Source organism: Hyphomicrobium sp. (assembly GCF_019744875.1).
Lineage (GTDB): Bacteria > Pseudomonadota > Alphaproteobacteria > Rhizobiales > Hyphomicrobiaceae > Hyphomicrobium_C.
Genome location: NZ_JAIETU010000011.1, coordinates 1 through 19,608, shown reverse-complemented (window position 1 = coordinate 19,608; position 19,608 = coordinate 1). Strand labels below are relative to the sequence as shown.

Below are 19,608 nucleotides of genomic sequence, written 5' to 3'. Positions count from 1 at the left end.
GCTCAGCCCTCGCCATCCGCTCAACCCTCGAACGTATAGAGATGGAAGCCGCCATAGATCGACGAGCGATCCTTGTCGACCATGCCGCGTCCGTAGTCGGCATCGTAGCGGAAGCGCGAGAGAATGGCGTCCGGCACGCGGCCCGGCAGGATCGTATCTTCACCGGCCGTCCGGTAGATCACGCGCGCGCCCGGCATGGCCGTGCGTACGATCTCGGTCCAGAGCGCGGTGAGCTGCGCGTCGGTCATCCAGTCCTGCGCATCCAGCAGCACATAGGCGTCGTAGGCCGGACCCTGGAAGTGCGACAGGTGCTCGTCGAACGACGCATGCACGACCGTCACGCGGTCGGCGCGCTCCTTGAGCGTCTGCCAGTTCTCGCGCGCCAGGTACGGCGGCACCGGACCGGCGCCCCCCGCCGCATAGCCGCGACCGAAGGCCTGCCATGCGAAATAGTTGTCCGCGAGATCGAAGCCGTGCGCCAGCCGCCCGAGCCGCGCCTTGAGAACGTCGGCCATGTGCCGCTCTTGTCCCTTGAGCGCATCGAACTGCGACGGCGGAATGCCGAGGCCGAACAGCGAAGCCGGCTTGTCCATCAGCCAGCGCATGTGGCGCATCTCGAACAGCGGAGCGAGCTCTTCCTCGAAAATGCGCTTCTGGTCTTCGCGGTTCTTCGCTTCGAGCATCCGCGCCGGGTTGCGTCCATGCAGGCGCGAGATGCCGTGGCCCATCGTGATGAACCAGCCGAGCAGGCCCTGGCGATAGAAGTGACGGCCGAAGTAGCCGATCCGGCGGCGGCCGAGCATGTCGCGGCCTTCCCAGTAGGCGCGCGTCGTCCGGTCGAGGTTGGGCGCCAGCAGCCGGTCGTAGAGATCGGCGGTCTCGCGGTCGTTGGCGGAGGCGAAGAAGCGCGCGAACGTCTCGTAGTCGGGGCAGTGCCGGACGGCGGCGACCTTGAGGTTGTTCAGCGCCACATGCGCCGGATTGAGATCCAGCGCCGTGACGCGCACGTCGACGGCCGTCACGTACGAGAGCACGTTGCACCCGCCGGACGCGATCGCCGCGACCCGCTGGCCAGGCTTGAGCGCCATCGCTTCGAGGTCGACAACCGGGTCTTCCCAGATCTGGGGATAGACGAGCCCGGAAAAGGCGAGCGTGAAGAACCGCTCCTCGAGCCCCTTGCGGCTCACCGCCCCGTAGCGGTGCACGGCCTCAGCGAGCCGGCGATTGCGCCGCCCATCCTCGACAGCACCTTCACCTTGTACCTGCGCCTCGGCCAGTCCGCCCATTGCAGTCCCCGCGATAAGCTAAGTCATGCGGCTGGACTAGAACCGTCATGTTTCATCCCTGTGACAGGGCCAGGGACAGGAGAGGGGCGGCCCTGGAAAACGCCGGGACTGGCCGAAATTGGCGGTTCCCCCGGGGGCGCGACCCCTGTTCGACTTGCCTCCCGCAGCAAGATCGCTTAGACGAGGCGTCTGAGATCGAGATACGGGCGAAGCGCCCGGCTTTTAAAGGGATTTTCGCTCATGACCGCCCGCCATCACCGCAAGGTTGAGACCCAGAAGAAGAAGGCCCGCCGCGCCATTCCGCGCCCGAAGGTCACGCGCTCGCTGGGCAACACGGGCGCCGCCCGCACCCGCGCCAAGAAGCAGGCCGGCAAGGCCCGCGCCGCTAAGGCCAAGGCTTCGGCGTAACGATTCTCTCGGCTCGACCCGGCTTCCGGGCTGACCGCATCAACGCCGGAACACGGCGAATGCCTCGACGTGCGCGGAGTACAGGAACTGGTCGATCGGCGTGACCGGTCCCATCCGATAGCCCCCGTCGATCAGCGTGCGCGCGTCCCGCGCCAGCGTCGCGGGATTGCACGACACGGCCATTACCACGGGTACCTTCGATTTCGCCAGCCGCTCCGCCTGCTCGGCCGCGCCCGCGCGCGGCGGATCGAACACCACGGCATCGAACGCATTGAGCTCCCGCACCGAAAGCGGATCGCGATAGAGATCGCGCACGATAGCCGCCACGGGCCTCAGTCCCTGCGCATGGCGCACCGCGTTCGCGAGGGATGAGATTGCCCGCTTGTCGCTGTCGTAGGCCGTCACGGCCGCACGCCGCGCGAGAGGCAGCGTCAGTGTCCCCACGCCTGAGAAGAGATCCGCGGCCGTCTTGAGCCGCTTCGGCAGCGCCGCGACGCAGAGATCCGCAAGCAGCGTCTCCGCTTCGGGCACGGCCTGCAGGAACAGCCCCGGTTCGACTGTCACCGCCACGCCCGCAATCGTCACGACCGGCGGCCCGCGCGCGACGATCACCTCGCCGCCAACGGAGAGCCGCAGCAGCCGCATGGTTTCGGCGAGCGCCCCAACAGTCGAGCGCTCGTGCGCCGAGAGATCCTTGCGCCCGTTGTCGAACGATACATCGAGACCATGATCGAGCCGCGTCACGACGAGACGCCCGCCCTCCCGGTCCACCATCACGCGCTTGGCGATCTCGCGCAGCCCCGGCACGGCGGCCACGATAGCGGGGTCGAGCACCGGACACTCGGAAAGATCGACGAGCGTGTGCTGCCCCTCCTCGCGGAAGCCGATGATCACCTCGCGTCCACGCCGCTCGACACCCAGAAACGCCCGCCGCCGCGACGCCGCGCCGACCACCACCGCCGGCATGACCTCCGCATCGAGACCGCGATGGCGGAATGCATCGACGACGAGGTCGCGCTTCCAGGCACGGTTGGCCGCGGGCGACATATGCTGCGTGAGGCACCCGCCGCACTGCATGAAATGACGGCAGACGGGCGAAACACGTTCGGGGTTCGCATCTGACGCCAGGCTCCACGCCCCGGCGTTCTGCGCCCAGGCTTCGCCCGGCAGCGCGAACGGCACATAGACCGGTTCGCCATCGCGCATGGCGATGCCGTGTCCCTTTGCGCCGACGCGCTCGATGGTCAGCTTGACGGCATCAGCCATCGAAAACGGCTCCAAGTAGAAACTCCTGATTGCCCGACCCGCCTTCGATCGGCGACGGGATCACCCCCACCGCGCGCCATCCCGGCTGCGCGGCCATCCAATCGGACATCTTCGTGGCCTGCGCATCGCGCACGGCCGCATCGCGCACGATGCCGCCCTTGCCGATCGCCTCTCGGCCCGCCTCGAACTGCGGCTTGACGAGCGCCGCAAGCCACGTCCCCGGCTCCGCGAAGGGCAGCACGCCCGGCAGCACTTTTTCGAGCGAGATGAAACTCACGTCGGCCACGATTGCCGAGACACGTCGCGTGATCTCCTGCTCCGTCAGCGCCCGCGCATCCATTCCTTCGAGCGACGTGACACGGGCGTCGGCGGCGATGCGCGGATGGAGCTGGCCCCGCCCCACATCGACAGCGAACACATGCGCCGCCCCACGCTCCAGCAGCACCTCCGTGAAACCGCCCGTAGACGCACCTGCATCGAGCGCCACGCGCCCCTCGGCCGAAAAGCCGAAGGCATCGAGGGCCGCGATCAGCTTGAGCGCCCCGCGCGACACATAGTCGAACGTCTCCGTCAGCGCGATCTCCGCCCCGTCGGCCACGACCGTTCCCGCCTTGGAGGAGATCGCGCCGTTTACACGCACTGCGCCGCGCAGGATGAGGTCCCGCGCCCGCGAGCGGGTCGGCGCCAAACCTCGCGCCAGCAGCGCCTTGTCGAGCCGAAGCCCCATTGATCCGTGCTCGCCTTGTACCCAGTGATGAACCATGTCGCCGCGATTGGCGTTGCAGTGACGGGTCGCTATATATCGCCTGACCCCGCCTCGAGATACGGGCGACTGTCGAGAAGCCTACTACGGAGACCGCAGATGTTGACCCCTGATCGCCGAAGCTTCCTTCGCACCGCAGGCGCCATCGCCCTGATGACCACCGTGTCAGCCCGCGGATTGGGCACGGCTTTCGCCGAAACGCCCCCTGACGGCCCATTCACCCTCCCCGCACTGCCTTACGATCCGGCGGCCCTCGAACCCCACATCGACGCCGCGACCATGGGGCTTCACCACGGCAAGCACCATCAGGCGTACATCACCAATCTCAACAAGGCCCTCAAGGATCACGGCGAGCTGGCCAAGCTGCCGCTGGAAGAGTTGCTGACCAAGCTCGATCAGGTTCCCGAGGACATCCGCGTCACCGTGCGCAACAACGGCGGCGGCCACGCCAATCACTCCATGTTCTGGGAGGTCATGGGACCTCCGGGCGGCTCCGCGCCCGAAGGCGACGTGAAGGCAGCCATCGACCGAGATCTCGGCGGCCTCGAAAAGCTGCAGGGCGATTTCAACACGGCAGGCGGTAAGGTCTTCGGCTCGGGCTGGGTCTTCGTCACCGTCGACAAGTCCGGCAAGCTCGCGCTCGTCTCGAAGCCGAACCAGGACACGCCCCTCATGGAGGGCAACAGGGTCCTGTTCGGCAACGACGTCTGGGAGCATGCCTATTATTTGAAGTACCAGAACAAACGCGCCGACTACCTCAAGGCATGGTGGAACGTCGTCAACTGGAAGGCCGTTGGCGAACGCTATGCCGCGGCACAAGCCGGCACGCTGAAGATCTGATTGTTGGCGGCCTCTTCTCTGAATGGGGAGAGGCCGCTGCCTTCTAAGACGTCGCCGTCAGCTCGTGGACGTCGGCCTCACTGATTAATCCCGACACGAGCCAGCCCTGAAGGTACTGCGCCACGCGTAGCGCCGCCATGTCCGCATCGGCGAATACCGCCGCCATCTCCGCGAGCCCACCAAAAGGCTTTCCGCGCGAAGCTTCGATCCACAGCATCGCTTCCTCGGCCCCGAGCACACGCGACGTGGCCACGCCCTCGCGCCGCCAGATCAGAACCGCATGCGGATCCGCAAGCCGCGCCGGGTCTGGCGCGACGGCGTCGTTCTTGAGCGCCGCCCAGATCTCATAAGCATTGGTGGAAAGCCTGAGCACCGCCGCAGAAGGGTGCGGGCGAAACACAAGTGAACCCCACGTTTCCGGCTGATGGCGGCCCAGCGCCGCAAGGTCAAGCACCGCGCCGTCGGCTGCATCGAACGCAAGATCGAGCTGCCGTTCGATCAACGCAATCTCGCGCAGCTCCGGCGTCTCTGCATACTCGGGCCGTCCGAGCAGGTCCGGCACGTCCGACGCATACCAGCGCGCATTCGTGTGGCGAGACGGATAAAGCGCCACATACGCGCGCGCCATGTCCTTGAAACGCGCGTCTCCCATATGCGCAGCCAGTATCGGATACGCGTTCTGCACCACCTCGACCAGACGCGCCACGTAGGCATGGCGGTAAACGCCGAACAACACATCGCTGCTGGTGCGGGAATTGCCGGGGATCAGCCCCAGCACATCGTCCGACCCATCGACGACAGCCGCCTGAAACAAGCTCTGCACGTCTGCAAGCGTGGGCGCGCGCCCTGTCATGACGGCACCATTACTCTGCGGCGTCGCGGAGCGTCTCGGCGGCGACCCGGCGCGCGATGTCGAGTTCGGCCACCAGCTCCGCGAGCGGCGGAATGTGATCGTCCCGCTCGATAATCGCCGATACCTGCCCGAACTGACGCACGGCCGAACGGTAGAGATCCCACACCTCGTCGCACACCAGCGCGTCGTGCGTGTCGACGATGTGGCTCATGTTGTGTTCATGCCCCGCGAGATGGAACTGAACAATGCGATCCTTGGGGATACCCGCAATGAACTTGTGCGCGTCGAACTCGTGATTGAACGCAGAGACGAACACGTTGTTGACATCGAACACCAGCCAGCAGCCCGTGCGCTTCGTCAACTCCGCGATGAACTCCCATTCGCTCATTTCCGAATGCGAGAACTGCACATAGCTCGAAACGTTTTCGAGCGCGATGGCCTGGCCCAGATAGTCCTGCACATGCTGCACGCGCGCCACGACATGATCGAGCGCCTCGCGCGTATACGGCACCGGCAGGAGATCGTGCAGGTTGACGCCATGCACACCGGTCCAGCACAGGTGATCGGAAATGAACACCGGCTCGCTGCGCCGGGCGAGGGCCTTGAGATCCCGCAGATAGTCCATATTCACCGGTGCGGTCGATGCGATCGACAGCGACACGCCGTGCATGACGATGGGGTAATCGGCGCGGATCCGGTCGAGCATCTGCAGCGGCTTGCCGCCCGCCACCATGTAGTTTTCCGACACCACCTCGAACCAGTCGATGTTCGGCGCCGTATCGAAAATGTCCTGATAATGCTGCGGCCGGAGACCGAGCCCAAAGCCGAGATACGGCGGCTTGTCACGGCGTATGGCGGTGCTTTTCTCGCGGCCCTGCGTCTCGGCATGCATCGCATCACATCCTTCGAACACGTATCTTCGAACAGGCGGCCCCGAACAAGCTGTCACGTAACAGCCGGCAAATGAAGTCCGGCGGCAACGCGCCGCCGGACACCGTTTCTGGCGATTACTTCGCGGGCTCGAACTTCGCGCCGTCGATCTTCGCGCAATCGTCCTTCGAGGTTTCGCTCATGCCTTGACCCTTGCAGGCGTTCTGACCCTTGCAAGCGTTGGTCGCGGTCTTGCAGGCGCTCGTGCCCTTGCAGGCGTTACCGCCAACGCAGTGGCCCTTGGCGTCTTCAGCAGCGAAGCTCGGGGCCACGACGGCGCCGGAGAGGAGAAGCGCAGCAGCAGCGGCAGCCAGTGCGGAACCCGACGAGACTGAAATCTTCATAGGCGTTTCCTTTCATGAAACCTCCCTGACTTTTGAAAGTCATGGCGCTTCCCGTCCCCGGGGGGCTGCGGACAGCAGAAGCATGTCCGTTATTACGCGCGTCGATCGCGGCGGTTTCAAATCAGCGAGATTTAAAATCGTAATCCGGAAAAGCCGTTTGGATTCAGGCCGCGCAAATCAATGCGGCCAAACTCAGGGCGTCGCCTTGACGAGCTTTCCGGAAAACACGACCGGCCCCGTCGGTGCGCCCGTGGGAGAACCGCCCTTGGGCTCCACGCTCACCGCATAGGTGGCGTCCATGTACATGTCGTGGTCCTTGCCGCCGGGCATCGGCCGCACATCCATCTCGCTGTCGTCGAACACGCCGAGCGATTTCGGTTGCGGCATGCCATCGTGTACCAGCCAGAGCTGGTACGACTTCTCCGGCTCCGTCGGCTTCTGCATCGCCGAGATGACGAACATGTTGGTTTTGGTATCGACCGTCAGCAGGAAGCCCGGCAGGGACTCGCCCGCCTGCAGCACCGCCACATACTGCGTCGGCATCAGACGCTGCTGATGATCCTGCCAGACGACAACGCCCGCGAGCGATGCCGCCAGCGCCGTCATGCCCGCCGTTGCCGCGCGCCACCGGCTGGCCCGCCGCGTGATCGCCTGCTCGCGCGCCTTGAGCGATACGACATGCGAAGCGAGCCCGATCTGGGCGCGTATTTTGTTGTAGAGCCCGGCCGGCGGCGTCACGGGCGCCACGACATCGGCAAGCGGCGCAAGCCGCCGCTCCCAGGCCAGGATCGCCGTGTCGAGCGCCGCGTCTTGCGCCCGGCGCGTCTCCGCCTCCGCACGCTCGGCGCGCGTCAGCGTTCCGAGAACATACTCGGCCGCCAGTCCATCGATGTTGTCGAGCTCGCTCATTGCTCGAGGCATCCCTTCAACATCGCCAGGCTGCGATGCAGCCACGTCTTGATCGTACCCTCGGGCCGGTCGAACCGCTGCGCGAGCGCCTCCCGGCTCAGGCCGTCCAGATAGGCGAGCCGCACCATCTGGCGCTTGTCGGGCTCCAGGCCTTCCAGACACTTGAGAAGCCGGTCGAAATCCTCGCGCCGGCCGATCGCCTCGATCGGATGCTCGTCGTCGCCCGGCAGGTCGTCAAGCTCGGACACATCCGACGACGGCCGCGCGGCGCGGCGCCGAAGCTCGTCGAGCGCCCGGTTCCGGACGATGGCGACCATCCACGTCACAGGTCCGGCCAACTTGGGATCGAAATCCCCTGCCCGCTCCCAGACTTTGAAAAAGCTATCCTGAACCACGTCCTCCGCAGCCTCCTTGCTGCGAAGGATACGCAGGGCGACACCGTAGAGTTTCGCGGAAGTTGCCTGATACAGCTCGGCAAAGGCCGCCTCGTCGCCTCGGGCGACGCCGGCCATCAATGCATCGAGCTGGTGACGCGACATATCCATTCGCCCCGATCGGCCGTCGAACCGCCCCCCGCGTCTCGGCGGCAGGCCAGGCCGCGCACAGTAATAGCCAATTGCCGTGGACTGTCGAGACAGGAACGGCAGCTTGCCTTAATGAAAAGCGCGAAGCCCTGCCCGGGCTGCACTGTCTCAAACCCTATCGCGGAGGCACGGGGATCGATGCCAGGACTGTCGAATGCACTTACGCCGGTGCTGCTGCTTCTCGTCTCGAACATCTTCATGACATTCGCCTGGTACGGGCATCTGAAGTACAAAACGACCGCCCTGTGGATCGTCGTACTCGTGAGCTGGGGCATCGCCTTCTTCGAATACTGCCTCGCCGTCCCGGCCAATCGGATCGGCCATGAGTACTACTCAACCGCCCAGCTCAAGACGATCCAGGAGGTCATCACCCTCGTGGTGTTCGCCGGATTCTCGGTCTTTTTCCTGAAGGAGCCGCTGACGATCAATCACGTCCTGGGCTTCGGGTTGATCATTGGCGGCGCCTACTTCATTTTCCACGGACCGCTGTAGCGCGCGCTACACGGGCCATCGCAGCGGAGCCGCGCGTGACCAACCTCGAAACCGCCTATGCCTTGATCGACGAAGCGAACGCCCGCGATCCGAACCTGATCTCGGACGGCGGCGCCAGCGTGCCCGCCGAGCTCTTCTACGGCCAGCGCATGACTGCGATGCTCGCACGCGTCTACCCGGACGCGTCCGACGACGTGCGCCTCGCCGTGCGCGCCCAGCACATCCGGCGTTGGGAAGTGCCGCGCGCGAGCTACCCGATGGACCGTCCCGGCTACCTGCGCTGGCGCAAGGATCTTGGCCGCAAGCACGCCGAATGGGCGGGCGAAATCCTGGAGCGCGTCGGCTACAGCGCCGAGCAAGTGGCCCGCGTCGGCGCGCTCGTCCGCAAGGAGAACTTCCGGCGCGACGCCGAGGCGCAGGCCGTGGAGGATATCGCTTCACTCGTCTTCCTAGCCCACTACGCCGCAGACTTCGCCGCCAAGCACCCGCCCGAAAAGGTCGTCTCCATCCTCGTCAAGACGCTCGCCAAGATGTCGGACGAAGGCAAAGCAGCCGCCCTCACGCTCGATCTTCCAGCGCCCGTGCGCGCCGCGCTCGATGCGGCATTGTTGGCGGCCGCAGCGCCATGACCCTCGACCCGGCATCGATCGCAGTGGTCCTCGCCAGCCACGGCGACCGCGGCGGATCTGAGCCGAACGCAGCGCTGCGCAGCCAGGCCGAGGCCGTTCGCGCGCTCACGGGCCTTCTCGTCTGGACCGGCGTGCTGAAAGGCGAACCCGCACTCGAAAGCGCGCTCGCCGAAGCAGCCGCATCGGGCGCGCCACGCATCGCCGTCTATCCTCTCTTCATGGCCGACGGCTACTTCGTCCAGAAGGTCCGCGACCGCATCGCCGCTGCGGGCTTCGCGGAGAGGGCGCAGCTCCTCACACCTCTCGGCCTCGATCCCGCCTTGCCGGACTTGATCGTCGCGAGCGCGACCGAAACTGCCGAACGCGGCGGCTTCGCACCGGAAGCCTCGCGTCTCCTGATCGTCGGTCATGGCTCGAAGCTCGGCCCCGCGTCCGCAAGCGCCACGCGCAAGGTCGCCGCCCGCGCCGCCCTCGCCCGCCGTTTCGCCAGCGTCGCGACCGCATTCCTCGAAGAAGAGCCCTTCGTCGACGACGCCTTGCGCGCAAGTCATGCGCCGACCGTCGTCGCGGGCTTTTTCTTCGGCGACGGCATGCATGGCGGCGACGACGTGCCCGAAGCGATTGCCGAAACCGGCGCCCGCGCGCTCTACACCGGCGCCATCGGCAATTCCCCTGCCGCAGCCCCCCTCATCGCCGCCGCGCTCCGCACATTCGCGGAAACACCGATCGCCTAGCCAACGCGCCGGACGCAACGCTGCACCAAATGAAAAAGCCGCGGAGCACATGCTCCGCGGCTTTCCTTGTCTCGTTCAGAAAAAGGGAGAGATCTACTCCCGGCGACGGCCACGGCCGCCACCGCCACCTTCACGCTCGCGGCGCGGCGGACGCTCGGCGGAGAACACCTCCTCCGGCTCGCCCTCGGCACGCGGGATCTCCTGGCCCGTCTCCTGGTCGATGATCTTCATCGACAGACGCACCTTGCCGCGATCGTCGAAGCCCAAGAGCTTCACGTAGACTTCCTGGCCTTCCTTCACGACTTCGCCAACCGTCTGCGGACGGCCCTGCGTGAGCTGCGAGATGTGCACCAGGCCGTCCTTCGCGCCGAAGAAGTTCACGAACGCGCCGAACTCCATGATCTTGACGACCTTGCCCTTGTAGATCGTGCCGACCTCAGGCTCCTGCGTGATGCCCTTGATGCGCGCGAGCGCCTTCTCGATGCTCTCGCGGTTGGCAGACGCGATCTTCACGGTACCGTCGTCGCTGATGTCGATCTTGGCACCCGATTCCGCGACGATCTCGCGGATGACCGAGCCGCCCGAACCGATGACTTCACGGATCTTGTCGGTCGGGATCTTGATCGTCTCGATGCGCGGCGCGTGCTCGCCGAGTTCTTCGCGAGCGCCCGTCAGAGCCTTCGCCATTTCACCCAGGATGTGCAGCCGGCCCTTGTGTGCCTGCTCCACAGCAACCCGCATGATCTGCTCGGTGATGCCGGTGATCTTGATGTCCATCTGCAGCGCGGTGACGCCGTTGGCGGTACCAGCCACCTTGAAGTCCATGTCGCCGAGGTGATCCTCGTCGCCGAGGATGTCGGACAGCACGGCGAAGTCGTCACCTTCCTTGATGAGACCCATGGCGATGCCGGCCACCGGCGACTTCAGCGGCACGCCCGCATCCATCAGCGCGAGCGAGGTGCCGCACACGGTTGCCATCGACGACGAGCCGTTGCTCTCGGTGATTTCCGAGACGACGCGCAGCGTGTAGGGGAACTCGTCGGACTTCGGCAGCAGCGGACGCACGGCGCGCCAAGCGAGCTTGCCGTGGCCAATTTCGCGGCGGCCCGGCGAGCCCATGCGGCCCGTTTCGCCGACCGAGTAGGGCGGGAAGTTGTAGTGCAGCAGGAAGCGCTCTTTCTTCGTGCCTTCCAGGCTGTCGATGTACTGCTCGTCTTCGCCGGTGCCGAGCGTCGCCACCACGAGCGCCTGCGTCTCGCCGCGCGTGAACAGCGCCGAGCCGTGCGTGCGCGGCAGAACGTGAACTTCCGACAGGATCGGACGCACCGTCTCGAGATCGCGGCCGTCGATGCGGCGCTTGGTCTTCAGCACGTCGCCGCGCATGATGTCCATTTCGAGCGTCTTGAACGCGTCAACCAGCAGCACCTTCTCGCTCGGATCGTCGGACGCGAGCTCGACGCCTGCGAGCACGGCCTTCTTGGCCTCGCCGACGAGATCCTGGCGCTTGCCCTTCTCCTTGGTGGAGAAGGCGGTCTTGAGCAGGTCGCCGGCGATCGCCGTGACCTTGTCCTTGTACTTGGCCTTGTCTGGGATCTGGATGTCCCACGGCTCCTTGGCGGCCTTCTCGGCAAGCTTGATGATCGCAGCGATCACCGGCTGCATGTGCTTGTGGCCGAACACGACGGCCTCGATCATCTGGCTTTCGGGAAGCTCCTGGGCCTCGCTCTCCACCATCATCACGGCGTCCTGCGTACCCGCCACGACGAGGTCGAGCTTGCTCTCGGCCATCTCGTCGATCATCGGGTTGAGCACGAACTCGCCGCCGATCACGCCGACGCGCGACGCGCCGATCGGGCCGAGGAAGGGAAGGCCCGAGAGCGTCAGAGCGGCCGACGCGGCCACCATGCCGACGATGTCGGGATCGTTCTCGAGGTCATGGCTCAGCACCGTGACGACGACCTGAACTTCGTTCTTGAAGCCTTCGACGAACAGCGGGCGGATCGGGCGGTCGATGAGACGGCTGGTCAGCGTCTCCTTCTCGGTGGGGCGCCCTTCGCGCTTGAAATAGCCGCCCGGGATCTTGCCGGCGGCGTAGGTGCGTTCCTGGTAGTTCACGGTCAGCGGGAAGAAGTCGATGCCCGGCTTCGGGCTCTTGGCGCCGACAACGGTCGCGAGAACACTGGTCTCGCCGTACTGTGCGTAGACTGCCGCGTCGGCCTGGCGGGCCATATGCCCGGTTTCAAGCTTGAGCGTGCGTCCGCCCCATTCAATTTCCACACGGTGGATGTCGAACATGTCCGTTCTTTCGTTGTGTCTGTTTTCTGTATCTTTGATGCGCGGTTTCCTTAGCACGAATGCAAGAGGCGCCGCGAACCAAAAGGTCAGCGGCGCCATCAGTGCTACGGATAGATTTGTCCCTGCAAAAACAGAGAGGAAACCGAGTGTCCGCTCACTGCCAACCCCGGTAGGGCCGACGCCGGCAGGAAATGTGGCAGCTTAGCGGCGGATGCCGAGCTTCTCGATGATCTTCTGATAACGCGGCTCGTCCTTGCGCTTCACGTAGTCGAGAAGCTGGCGGCGCTGGCTCACCATCTTGAGCAGACCGCGGCGCGAGTGGTTGTCTTTCTTGTGGGCCTTGAAGTGCTCAGTCAGACCGTTGATGCGCTCCGTGAGGATCGCAACCTGCACTTCGGGCGAACCGGTATCGTTCGCCTTGGTGGCATTGTCCTTAATGACCTTGGACTTCTGTTCGAGCGTCAGCGACATCGGGAGCTCCTTTCAGATTGGAGGACCGGCGCCTTCGGCTCCGGTCGGATGACGGCCTTGGCCGGGATGTCGTCCAGCCAGGTCGCAAACGAAAACGCCGTCCGCGCCTGACGGCACGAACGGGATGGCGCTTTATACGGGATGGCGCAGAAACCGCAACAGCTCGTTGTCAGGAGTTTGAACGAACGGCGACACACCTAGCCCTTAAACAAAATATGAATCAAGGTGCTGATAAATATAGAAAATTATCGATCCTCGTTTGCCGACTGTCATCCCAGGCCTTGTGCCTGGGATCCATCCGTCCGCTCGCGCAGGGATCGCCGCACCTTGTCTGCCTTCCCAGAGCGCGACCCTGGATCCTCGGGACAAGCCCGAGGATGACAGTGTGAACAGGCGCACCGTCAAAAGATCACCCCCGCGTCCCCTCGCTCAGCACCTCGACCGCCTTGTCGAGTTGTGGATCCTTCCCACCGGCGTAGGGGATGTCGAACGGAACCTCGATTGTAGGCGTCACGCCCTTGGCTTCGAGCCGCTCGCCGTCCACCGCCACATCGTTCACGGCCACCATCAGGAAACTGCCGTCGGACAGCAAGTATCCGCGCCCGGCCAACAGCGCACCCGCGGTCCGCGTGCCGATCACCTCGCCATAGCCGTACTTCTTGAAGCCGTAGGTGAGCACCTCCTTGCCGCTGCGCGTGCCGCCGTTGATGAGCACCGCCACCGGCTTGCGCCACCTGAAGCTTGCGAAGTCCCGGTCGCCCGAGCGCCCGGTGAACGTCATGTCCGGCGCCCGGGCATTGAAGACGTCGAGATAGCGCGGCTGCGCGCCGCCCCATCCATCGCGCAGATCCCAGATCAAAGCGTCGGCGTCCTTGAGCTTACCCTTGCTCAGCTCGTCGACCAGAATGTCCTGATAGTCCTGACCGGCATACGACCACACGCGGATGTAGCCGATGCGCTTGCCGTTCGCCTCGACGATCCGCGCGCTGTCGCGCATTGCCGCGCGAAACGCCTTGCCCGGCTCGATGCGCTCCGGCCGCACCTCGATCACGGACACCGGCCCGTCCTTGTCGCGCCGGATCGAAACCTTGACGGCGGAGCCCGTCTTCTCCCGGAACGACGCCACAGGTTGAAACGGCGCGTTGTCAACGGAGAGGATTTCATCGCCCGTCTTGATCCCCGCCTCGTCCGCCGCGAGCCCCGCGAGAACGCCCGAAACGAACGTCCTGCCGTCGATCTCCCGCGTGAAAATGCCGATGCCGGGATACGAAATGCCGTAGGGAAAATGCCTCTTCATGTCATCGCGGATAGCAAACCGGAAAATGTCCGCGAGCTGGTAGTACGCGGGTTCCTCCGGCGTCGCGTGGATCATGTGCGACGCATCGAGTTCAGCAAGCATGGCGTTGATCGCAGCCGATTTCTGTTTCGCGCCGTCCGCCGCGAGATAGCCTGGCCGGTGCCGCGCGACGATGGCGTCCCAGTTCTTCCCGCGCAGCTTGGGATCGTAGAAGTTGTCGCGCACGAGCCGTGCCGCTTCGTCGAACACTTCGGCGCTCGACTCGCTGCGCGCTAAAGCGGGCGAGACGGCGATCGAGAAAGCGAGAAGCGCCGCGACCACCGCGGCAAAGATCGGCGCGAAGACGGATCGTCCGCCGTTTGAGACGTGCGTGAAGGCGTGCATCCAACCTCCCTTGCCCACGGATTCCGGCGAGAAACCGCGCCGCTTTGAAAGGCATATGGGGATGCACTCGCACCAAAACAGATCCGGTCGATCCCGGATCGCCGGCGGAGCAACGCAATCTCAGGCGCGCGTCCCGCGCACCATCTCGTCATGCGAGGGCAGCGGCGCGATGAGAGGATCGAGCAGGCGGCGCGACTGCTCCATGGTCAGCACGTCGGCCGGATCGAGCTTGGTAATGACGGCCTTGTCCGGATCGGGCTCCCAGATGTCCTCCCCAAGCAGGCGGCCCTGCGCGTCGTACGGCCAGAACATCTGATAAGTGCTCTTGTAGAGATACATCGCGTTGTCATCGGCCTCGAACTTGCCGCTCGCCAGCACGCGCTTGACCAGCCGGTCTCCGATGAACTTCGGAACATAGTTCAGGATACGATTAATGCGGAGCGAGCGCCCCGACACCTGCTGAAAGCCGACGGCCACCGACGCGACGAAATTGTCGGCCACCGCAACCTCTTCGTTCTCGACGTAGAAAACAGACTGATTGGTCGCCGCCCACATCCGGTAAAGGCTTTTGACGAGGTCCGCCCCTTCGAGCTTGAGATTCACCCGGTTGGCGCGGATGTGATAGACGGGCTCGCCCACCATCATGTCCGGCGTAAACAGCTCTTCGTAACGCCCCGCCATCTCCAGGTTGCGATGGCGATCGAAGGCCATCAGCAGAAACCGATGGCGCGGGGTTTCCGTCTTGTCGATGAGCCTGCGCACGGCACGGTTCGTTTGCGTGATGTCGTGCGGGAACATGGCCAGCCTCCTCATCACCGCGCAGGATCGCGCCAGCGCATGAGGACGTCTTAGCACGCCGCCTGGAAAAGATCAGACGTCGTATTTGATGACCAGCGGGGGCCAGCCGAGCCTGCCGACAGCCCTGGAGCATTTTCCGATCACACGGCTTCGCGTCGTCCGCCGATGCGCATGGCTTGAGGCGTGACTTTGTAGCGTGACTGGGCTCTGACCTTCGTCAGGGTGACGGGTTTATTGGTCGCTACGGACCGCTCATTCCCAACGTCATCCTGGGCTGACGCCAGGATCCAGTCACCTGGATCCTTTTGCCGATTCCGTCAGATCGGAAATTGCCCTAGCCGAAATTAAAGACGCGCGTCGGATGCAGCGCGCCGCGTTCGATCTCGCCCAGCGCCACGATCTGGCCCTTCGACATGGCGTAAGCCGTCCCGCCCAGGATCGGCGCATCGCGGCCGCGGATCAGCACGCTGCGGCCCTGCGCGAGGTCAGCCGCATCGGCCGCGCTCACGTTGACTTCGAGGATATCGCCCAGCGCCACTTCCACCGGTTGCAGGAACGTCGACAGGTCCTCGCCGGCCTCGGCCGCATCCTCAATCTCAGCGAGGTCGACGGCGGCGTCCTCCGAGAACGGCCCCACGCGCGTCCGCCTGAGCCCGACAACGTGGCCGCGGCATCCGAGCGCGCGGCCCATGTCGCGCGCAATGGCACGCACATAGGTGCCCTTGCCGCAGCGAGCTTCGAATACGGCCGTGTCGCCGTCCGGCACGTCGATCAGGCGGAGCTCGTCGATCACCACGGGGCGCGCCTCGAGCTCCACATGCTCGCCGTCGCGCGCAAGCGCATAGGCCCGCTCGCCGTCCACCTTGATGGCCGAGAACTGCGGCGGCACCTGCATGATCTCGCCGATGAACTGCGGCAGCAGCGCTTCGATGTCGTGCACGGTCGGGCGCGCATCGGACGTCGCCGTGACATCGCCCTCGGCGTCGTCGGTCTTGGTTTCCGCGCCCCAGCGCACGACGAAGCGATAGACCTTCTCGCCGTCCACCGCGAACGGCACCGTCTTGGTCGCCTCCCCGAAGGCAATCGGTAGGATGCCGGTCGCCAGCGGATCGAGCGTGCCCGCGTGCCCGACTTTCTGCGCGAACATCAGGCGCTTCAAGATGCCGACCGCGCGCGTCGAGGTCATCTCGAGCGGCTTGTCGAGCACGAGCCAGCCGTGAATGGGATTGCCTTTTTTGCGTCGTGCCATGGAAGGTCTCGCGTGCCTCTCGGCTTGGAGCAGGGAGAGGAAGGGTGAATATGATTTTTCGATACGACGATGCGATCTCGCGATCAGTCCGCGAAACGGGAGCGAAACGCGCTCAGTCGTTATCGGCGTCGCCGCGCTTCTCGACGTCGCGGCGAACCTTCTCGCTGTGCAGGAGCCGATCGATGCGCGTGACCTCGTCGAAGGTCTCGTCCTCGCGGAAGCGCACTTCGGGCGCGACGCGAAGATCGACCGCCTGCGAGATTTCACCACGCACGTATTTGCTGTTGCGCGCCAATGCGGCAAGCACGACCTCGGTGTCCTTGCCGCCGAGCGGCATGACATAGGCGGTTGCGAGCCGGAGATCCGGCGACATCCGCACTTCCGTGATCGTCACGACGTGCGAGGCAAGCACGTCGTCATAGATCTCGCCGCGCGCGAGCATCTCGGCAAGCTTGTGGCGGACCAGTTCACCCACCCGCAACTGACGCTGCGTCGGGCCTTTGGCTGAATGTGATTTTCTTCTGGACATGTCTTCTCAATCCACCGGGATCGGACCGGCACGAGGCTATTGCCTCTTCGTGACTAATACCCGCTGCGAAGCAGCCCGGGAGCAAGGCGACCCGGCGCCAATGCGCCGCCCCCGCGGAGGGCGCCCCGTTCGCCTCTCGGCGAACGGGATCAGCGCCCGTGAGCGCCTAGAGACTTCTCTTAATCGTCTCGACCTGGAAGCACTCGATTTCGTCGCCCTCGCGGATGTCCTGGTAGTTGGCGAACGCCATGCCACATTCCTGGCCGGCGGGCACCTCGCGAACATCGTCCTTGAAGCGCTTGAGGATCGACAGCGTGCCTTCGTGGATAACGACCTTGTCGCGCAGCAATCGCACCTTTGCGCCGCGTTCGACCTTGCCTTCCGTAACCACGCAACCCGCGACCTTGCCGACCTTCGACACGTTGAAGACCTGCTTGATCGTGGCGTAGCCGAGGAAGTTCTCGCGCACCGTCGGCGCGAGCAGACCCGACATGGCCGCTTTCACGTCGTCCACGAGATCGTAGATGATGCTGTAGTAGCGGATCTCGATGCCCTGTGCGTCGGCTGCCTGCTTGGCCTGCGCGTTGGCGCGGACGTTGAAGCCCACGACGACGGCCTTCGAAGCACCTGCGAGCGCGATGTCGGACTCGGTAATGCCGCCGACGCCCGAATGCACGACGCGGGCTTCCACCTCGTCCGTGCCGAGCTTCTTCAGCGAGCCCTGGATCGCTTCCAGCGAGCCCTGCACGTCGCCCTTGATGAGCAGCGTGAAGTCCTTCTTGCCGGCCGAATCCTTGAGCGTCTGCATCATCTGCTCGAGCGTACGCGGCGTACCGGCCGAGCCGAGCGTCTCGCGGCGCTTACGGATACGGTAATCGGTGATCTCGCGGGCGCGGCTCTCGCTTTCGACGACAGCGATCTGATCGCCGGCTTCGGGTGCCGAGCTGAAGCCCAGCACTTCGACCGGGATCGACGGACCCGCTGTCTCGACGTTCTTGCCCTGGTCGTCGATGAGCGCGCGCACACGCCCCCACGCCATGCCGGCCACGACGATGTCGCCGACATGCAACGTACCGCGCTGGACGAGCACGGTGCCCACGGGGCCACGGCCGCGCTCCAGCTTGGCTTCGATCACGACGCCTTCGGCAGAGCGGTCCTGGTTCGCCTTGAGGTCGAGCACTTCGGCCTGCAGGTGGATCGTCTCGAGCAGCTTGTCGAGGTTGGTGCGCTTGAGGGCCGAAACCGGCACTTCGAGCGTATCGCCGCCCATGCTTTCGACCACGATCTCGTGCGAGAGAAGGTCGGTCTGAACGCGCTTCGGATCGGCCGACGGCTTATCGATCTTGTTGATGGCAACGATGATCGGCACGTTCGCCGCCTTGGCGTGATTGATGGCCTCGACCGTCTGCGGCATGACGCCGTCGTCGGCCGCAACCACCAGCACCACGATATCCGTCACCTTGGCGCCGCGGGCGCGCATCGCGGTGAACGCGGCGTGGCCCGGCGTGTCGATGAACGTGATCTTGTCGCCGCTGGGCGTCGTCACCTGATAGGCGCCGATGTGCTGCGTAATGCCGCCGGCTTCGCCCGAGACCACGTTGGTCTGGCGGATGGCGTCGAGCAGCGACGTCTTGCCGTGGTCGACGTGGCCCATGATGGTCACGACGGGCGCACGCGGCTGCTGGTGTTCCTCGGCATCCTTCTCGCCGATGAAACCGGTCTCGACGTCCGCTTCCGACACGCGCTTGGCCGTATGGCCGAACTCGGACACGATCAGCTCGGCCGTATCGGCATCGATCACGTCGGTGATCTTGTGCATCGCGCCTTGCTTCATCAGGAACTTGATGAGGTCGACGGCGCGCTCCGTCATGCGGTTCGAAAGCTCTTGGATCGTGATGGCTTCCGGAATGACGACTTCACGCACGATTTTGTCCCTGGGCTGCTGAATGCCCATGGCCTTCAGCTTCTCGCGCTCGCGCTTGCGCTTGAGCGAAGCAAGCGACCGTTCGCGCTGCTGCTCGTCGAGGGCGTTATTGATGGTGAGCTTACCGCGCTCGCGCTTCTCGTCGACGACGGGCGCCTTGACGGGCACGCGAACGAGCTTGCCGCCGCGCTTGATGGCGCGGCTCTCGTCGTCATCGGCCGTCGTGACCGGAACGGGACGCGCGCGGACATCGCGCACGAGCTTCGTCGGCTCGGTGCTCGAACGGTCGCCGGACGGCGGCGGAGCGGCCGGACGCGGCAGATCGATCTGCATGGGCCGACCGCCTGCGCGGGGAGCAAAGCGCGTATCGTTGCTCGTCGGACGCGGGCGCTGCTGCTGCGGACCGCCGGGGCGATGTGACGGTGCATCCGTCGCGGGACGGGCCGTAACGGGCGGACGCGGAGCCGAAAGCGGCGGGCGGGCTGCCGGTTGGGCAGGTGCGCTCGGCCGTTCGGCGCGAACGGGCTCGGCGGCCGGAGGCGCGACAGGCGCTGCCGCAACGGGTGCGGGTGCGGGTGCTGCAACGGAGGGCACGGGTGCCACTGCGGGTGCTGGTGGCGCCA

The 19,608-nt window shown here is 65.1% G+C and carries 20 protein-coding genes; 5 read left to right on the top strand and 15 right to left on the bottom strand.

The window, feature by feature from the left end; all coding sequences use genetic code 11:
- Window positions 1-20 precede the first annotated feature (20 nt).
- Window positions 21-1,277 carry a DUF3419 family protein gene (locus K2Y42_RS17850; protein ID WP_291155118.1) on the bottom strand — a complete coding sequence of 419 codons (1,257 nt, stop codon included), beginning with the start codon at window positions 1,275-1,277 and terminating at the stop codon, window positions 21-23.
- A 249-nt stretch (window positions 1,278-1,526) separates the two neighbouring features.
- On the opposite strand from K2Y42_RS17850, the gene K2Y42_RS17845 reads away from it, so the two are divergent.
- Window positions 1,527-1,694, top strand: a complete 168-nt coding sequence (locus K2Y42_RS17845; RefSeq protein WP_291155008.1) for a hypothetical protein — start codon at window positions 1,527-1,529, stop codon at window positions 1,692-1,694.
- Between the two features lie 39 nt (window positions 1,695-1,733).
- On the opposite strand, the gene K2Y42_RS17840 is transcribed toward K2Y42_RS17845, so the two are convergent.
- Window positions 1,734-2,960, bottom strand: coding sequence for a methyltransferase (locus K2Y42_RS17840; RefSeq protein ID WP_291155006.1), 1,227 nt, complete (start codon window positions 2,958-2,960; stop codon window positions 1,734-1,736).
- Window positions 2,953-3,687 (bottom strand): TlyA family RNA methyltransferase, encoded by a 735-nt coding sequence (locus K2Y42_RS17835; RefSeq protein WP_291155004.1) that lies wholly within the window; start codon window positions 3,685-3,687, stop codon window positions 2,953-2,955. Before K2Y42_RS17835 ends, K2Y42_RS17840 begins: the two co-directional genes overlap by 8 nt.
- Before the next feature lie 135 nt (window positions 3,688-3,822).
- Here K2Y42_RS17835 and K2Y42_RS17830 point away from each other — a divergent pair, with 135 nt between their 5' ends.
- Window positions 3,823-4,563, top strand: coding sequence for a superoxide dismutase (locus tag K2Y42_RS17830; protein ID WP_291155002.1), 741 nt, complete (start codon window positions 3,823-3,825; stop codon window positions 4,561-4,563).
- Between the two features lie 43 nt (window positions 4,564-4,606).
- On the opposite strand, the gene K2Y42_RS17825 is transcribed toward K2Y42_RS17830, so the two are convergent.
- From K2Y42_RS17825 to K2Y42_RS17805, 5 genes are all read right to left on the bottom strand, one after another.
- The gene (locus K2Y42_RS17825) at window positions 4,607-5,416 is read right to left on the bottom strand and encodes a DNA-binding domain-containing protein (RefSeq protein WP_291155000.1); all 810 of its coding nucleotides are present in this window, start codon (window positions 5,414-5,416) and stop codon (window positions 4,607-4,609) included.
- 10 nt (window positions 5,417-5,426) lie between these two features.
- Window positions 5,427-6,308 carry a DUF692 domain-containing protein gene (locus K2Y42_RS17820; protein WP_291154998.1) on the bottom strand — a complete coding sequence of 294 codons (882 nt, stop codon included), beginning with the start codon at window positions 6,306-6,308 and terminating at the stop codon, window positions 5,427-5,429.
- Between the two features lie 115 nt (window positions 6,309-6,423).
- Window positions 6,424-6,690, bottom strand: a complete 267-nt coding sequence (locus tag K2Y42_RS17815; RefSeq protein ID WP_291154996.1) for a hypothetical protein — start codon at window positions 6,688-6,690, stop codon at window positions 6,424-6,426.
- A gap of 192 nt (window positions 6,691-6,882) precedes the next feature.
- Window positions 6,883-7,599, bottom strand: a complete 717-nt coding sequence (locus K2Y42_RS17810) for an anti-sigma factor (RefSeq protein ID WP_291154994.1) — start codon at window positions 7,597-7,599, stop codon at window positions 6,883-6,885.
- Window positions 7,596-8,111: a sigma-70 family RNA polymerase sigma factor gene (locus tag K2Y42_RS17805; protein ID WP_291154992.1), complete on the bottom strand. Its 516-nt coding sequence runs from the start codon at window positions 8,109-8,111 to the stop codon at window positions 7,596-7,598. Before K2Y42_RS17805 ends, K2Y42_RS17810 begins: the two co-directional genes overlap by 4 nt.
- A gap of 210 nt (window positions 8,112-8,321) precedes the next feature.
- On the opposite strand from K2Y42_RS17805, the gene K2Y42_RS17800 reads away from it, so the two are divergent.
- From K2Y42_RS17800 to K2Y42_RS17790, 3 genes are read left to right on the top strand one after another with little or no spacing between them, the layout of a single operon-like run.
- On the top strand, window positions 8,322-8,675 hold the full coding sequence (locus K2Y42_RS17800; protein ID WP_291154990.1) for a DMT family protein: 354 nt from the start codon (window positions 8,322-8,324) through the stop codon (window positions 8,673-8,675).
- 35 nt (window positions 8,676-8,710) lie between these two features.
- Complete coding sequence (locus K2Y42_RS17795; protein ID WP_291154989.1) at window positions 8,711-9,304, top strand: DUF4202 domain-containing protein; 594 nt, start codon at window positions 8,711-8,713, stop codon at window positions 9,302-9,304.
- Window positions 9,301-10,038 (top strand): CbiX/SirB N-terminal domain-containing protein, encoded by a 738-nt coding sequence (locus tag K2Y42_RS17790; protein ID WP_291154986.1) that lies wholly within the window; start codon window positions 9,301-9,303, stop codon window positions 10,036-10,038. Before K2Y42_RS17795 ends, K2Y42_RS17790 begins: the two co-directional genes overlap by 4 nt.
- Before the next feature lie 93 nt (window positions 10,039-10,131).
- Here the strand turns inward: K2Y42_RS17790 and pnp are convergent, their stop codons facing one another.
- From pnp to infB, 7 genes are all read right to left on the bottom strand, one after another.
- Window positions 10,132-12,333, bottom strand: a complete 2,202-nt coding sequence (gene pnp / locus K2Y42_RS17785; RefSeq protein WP_291154984.1) for a polyribonucleotide nucleotidyltransferase — start codon at window positions 12,331-12,333, stop codon at window positions 10,132-10,134.
- Between the two features lie 201 nt (window positions 12,334-12,534).
- Complete coding sequence (gene rpsO, locus K2Y42_RS17780; protein WP_291154983.1) at window positions 12,535-12,804, bottom strand: 30S ribosomal protein S15; 270 nt, start codon at window positions 12,802-12,804, stop codon at window positions 12,535-12,537.
- Between the two features lie 409 nt (window positions 12,805-13,213).
- Window positions 13,214-14,485 (bottom strand): S41 family peptidase, encoded by a 1,272-nt coding sequence (locus tag K2Y42_RS17775; protein ID WP_291154982.1) that lies wholly within the window; start codon window positions 14,483-14,485, stop codon window positions 13,214-13,216.
- A 120-nt stretch (window positions 14,486-14,605) separates the two neighbouring features.
- A complete protein-coding gene (locus K2Y42_RS17770) occupies window positions 14,606-15,283 on the bottom strand; it encodes a hypothetical protein (RefSeq protein WP_291154981.1) in 678 nt (225 codons plus the stop codon).
- 334 nt (window positions 15,284-15,617) lie between these two features.
- A complete protein-coding gene (gene truB / locus K2Y42_RS17765; RefSeq protein ID WP_291154980.1) occupies window positions 15,618-16,532 on the bottom strand; it encodes a tRNA pseudouridine(55) synthase TruB in 915 nt (304 codons plus the stop codon).
- A gap of 112 nt (window positions 16,533-16,644) precedes the next feature.
- Window positions 16,645-17,061 carry a 30S ribosome-binding factor RbfA gene (rbfA, locus tag K2Y42_RS17760; protein ID WP_291154979.1) on the bottom strand — a complete coding sequence of 139 codons (417 nt, stop codon included), beginning with the start codon at window positions 17,059-17,061 and terminating at the stop codon, window positions 16,645-16,647.
- A 166-nt stretch (window positions 17,062-17,227) separates the two neighbouring features.
- Window positions 17,228-19,608 (bottom strand): translation initiation factor IF-2 (infB, locus tag K2Y42_RS17755; protein ID WP_291154978.1); only part of this gene is annotated, 2,381 nt, incomplete at its 5' end.